Source organism: Hydrocoleum sp. CS-953, from assembly GCF_002260545.1.
GTDB lineage: Bacteria > Cyanobacteriota > Cyanobacteriia > Cyanobacteriales > Microcoleaceae > Trichodesmium.
Map to the genome: position 1 here is coordinate 1 of NZ_LGSU01000445.1, position 3141 is coordinate 3141.

Annotated in this window: 1 protein-coding gene, 1 tRNA gene and 2 pseudogenes; 2 read left to right on the forward strand and 2 right to left on the reverse strand. The window is 37.2% G+C overall.

Going from position 1 to position 3141, the window contains the following annotated elements; genetic code table 11:
• Positions 1-733: 733 nt before the first annotated feature.
• Together AFK68_RS04450 and AFK68_RS04455 are read right to left on the reverse strand one after the other, a co-directional pair.
• Positions 734-807 (reverse strand) — tRNA-Pro (locus AFK68_RS04450).
• A gap of 400 nt (positions 808-1207) precedes the next feature.
• Positions 1208-1759, reverse strand: a complete 552-nt coding sequence (locus AFK68_RS04455) for a GNAT family N-acetyltransferase (protein ID WP_094671759.1) — start codon at positions 1757-1759, stop codon at positions 1208-1210.
• A 73-nt stretch (positions 1760-1832) separates the two neighbouring features.
• Between AFK68_RS04455 and AFK68_RS40970 the strand changes: the two are divergent.
• Positions 1833-2286, forward strand: a pseudogene (locus tag AFK68_RS40970) (hypothetical protein); the annotation flags it as partial.
• 1 nt (position 2287) lies between these two features.
• Positions 2288-2767: pseudogene (locus tag AFK68_RS40975) on the forward strand (hypothetical protein); the annotation flags it as partial.
• Positions 2768-3141: the final 374 nt, after the last annotated feature.

The following is a 3141-nucleotide window of genomic DNA, read 5'->3' on the forward strand; positions in this document are numbered from 1 at the left end:
TATCAATAGTAATCTATGGTATATTTACCAAGTCACTAAATTTAGAAACACTCTTAAATTAAGAGTATGATTTCTGATGTATGGCCAAATAATTATAACTCTAGTTGAGTATAACACAAATATTTCATTTGCTGAAGCTGAAAAAAAATGAAATACTTTCTGAAATAAGAGAGCTTAATCTGCCTAGGTATTCCTTATTCCTAGATTGAGGATATTTACTAAATCACAGCATTAGAAAAAAGCATTTTCCTCAAGTTTTGCCATTTTTTTGACATCAATCAAATTAGGTGTGATTAACTTGTTATAAGTTACATCCTGTTAGTGCTGATGTAATATAGTTAACTTATTGAAATCCTCCTGAAATTAAGCTTGAGCGATAACGCGGCATTTCTCAACCGTACTATGCACCACTACCCTTTTTATGTCATGTAGGGAAACGCGATTTAAGTTTCTGCTTCTGGCGAACCAGGATCGTGGACAGAAGCTTTTTCTGGTCTTACGGTCACTCAACAGTACATCGCCAATCCGACGGCTCCCCTAAACACTGTTAGCCCAGCAGCCTTATTTCCTTTAGTTTGGGACACTAAAGTTAAAGTCAAAACTTCAAGATTGATTAGTTTTCCCATACCACTCTTTCTTGAGGAAGAGGTTGGGTCTTCAAGCAACCTTGATATAAATTTTCCTAAGCTGATACTTAATTTTCAGACTTAGGTTAATTATATTTATTGATATATCGGGATGACAGGATTTGAACCTGCGACATCCTGCTCCCAAAGCAGGCGCGCTACCAAACTGCGCTACATCCCGATTGAACTAAAATTATTATAGCTCAATTTTCTATCTTTGTGCAAACTTTGTGAAAAAAAAATTGGAAAAAATTACCAAAATCAGACCTGTAGGTATATTCAGGAAATTTTTAGGAACAAAAATCCTATAAATTATCTAGATAGATGGTAATTAATGGCCTGGACTTGCACCTAAATCTAACTGATTATCCAGTATTGTCGTTGCCAATTATTAGTATTTATTATTGTTTTTCAACAAATAAATAACTTTTAATCAAGCTTACTAAGCTAACTATTATTCCATTTGACACAATCATATACAAAAATCAAAGCAGGCAAAATGTCCCTGGTCAAAAATCTAAATTCTAGATTAATCATGATAATATGACTCAGTTAGCCATATCCAATCAACTCAAAAACAGCTAATCAGGATACCAGAACATTCCTTTAATTCCCTCTGGGTCAGAAATAAAACCTAAATTTCGGTAAAAATCAACAACATGAGGGTCTGCAAATAAAGTAATGTTACTTATATCCTCACTACGAAGTTTTTTGATTATGTAATTCATCAATGCTTTTCCCAAGCCCTTGCTTTGGAAGTCAGGATGAACAACCACATCCCAAAGAGTGGCATTAAAAGCATGGTCAGATGTTGCTCTTGCAAAACCAATCAGTCTTCGCTGACTGCCTCGCATTTGCCACATAGAGACCACAAGAAAACTATGTTGAATGGCCTTTTTGACTTTACGCAATGGGCGACGAGACCAACCAACAGCATTACAAAGCTCTTCGAGTTCATAGATATCTATATCTCGATCCGTACTAAAAAAGATACGCCCATTAGTTCTATCAGGAGAACGAACAGCTTGAGAAGAAGCATCTTGTCCCCCAATAGTTGTGTATCTTTCATAATCTAAATTTTGAGACTGAGATGTTGACTCAGAACCGGTAAACAAATTTTTCCAGAAACCCATGCAGGCGTGGTTAAGTTAGTAGAAATTGGATGACATTATTAGATAGTATATATCCCGTTCCCTCTCTTCGATTATGGCTCCGGGTTTAAAATCATCAACACTAGAACTGCTAAAGCGCTTCAACCGAGCGTTTCCACAGTTTTATGAACAATTTGTCAGTAGTGATATTCAACTGCAAAACCTTAAACTAGCATATCAGTTGTATAAAAGCAAACAAGCTGTAATAGAGCTAAAACCAGAAAGCAACAAAAGTGCCCTGCACTTTACCTACCGAAATCAATCATTTTTGCTCAGTGATATTTTTGGAGTATTAGCTGCTTATGGACTAACTATTCATAGTCTGAGTCTTTATGGACAAATTTACCCACCGATGTTGGTCTTTATCAAATTAGTTATATCTCGGGGGGGCAAAGCATTAACAGAGAAAACCTCAGAAAATGTTTGTCGGGCCATCCGTGAATCACTAGCAGGCCACTTTGAGGTAGAAGAAATGTTGGCAGTAGAATTTAATCTAGATAGTGGTTTAGNTATGGACTAACTATTCATAGTCTGAGTCTTTATGGACAAATTTACCCACCGATGTTGGTCTTTATCAAATTAGTTATATCTCGGGGGGGCAAAGCATTAACAGAGAAAACCTCAGAAAATGTTTGTCGGGCCATCCGTGAATCACTAGCAGGCCACTTTGAGGTAGAAGAAATGTTGGCAGTAGAATTTAATCTAGATAGTGGTTTAGAGGAAGTAGCAACAGAGTTTTATGTCGATCCTGTATTTCATCTACCAGCACTATTAATTGAAGCTGATAATCAACCAGGTCTATTCTACAAAGTCATGTATGCCATCTGGCAGGAAGATTTGTTAGTAGTTAATGCCAACTTGTTAGTTTGGCGTGGCCGAACTCGTCTCATTCTTTATCTTCTGGGGCCAAATGAAAGTTTGATTCCAGAATACCTAGGCCACAAAATCGCTGAAGGTGTGCGACAGAGATTGATGGGAGAAAGGTACTAAATTAATTAATAATTAATAATTAATAATTAATAATTAATAATCAGGGTTTGCTGATTAAATATCAAAGCTTTGATAGATAAAAGTTTTAGCCTTTTTAGGTCTTGAAAAAGTACAAGGTTTTCGTTCTAGGGAGCTTAAAAAGTTAGGATTTTAGGTTGACTATTGGCAGAAAAATCAAGGGATAATTCTTCTTCCTACCTCCTCTAAATTCCCCATTCCTCATGACTTCCCCTCCTGGGAGGGGCGGGGGTGGGTTGACTCCTGACTCCCCTCCTGGGAGGGCTATCCCTTACCCATAACTCCTGAAAAGCTTGTGGGGAGCAGGGGAGCAGGGAGCAGGGGAGAAAGGAGAAAGAATCATAGTAGGCAAGTAA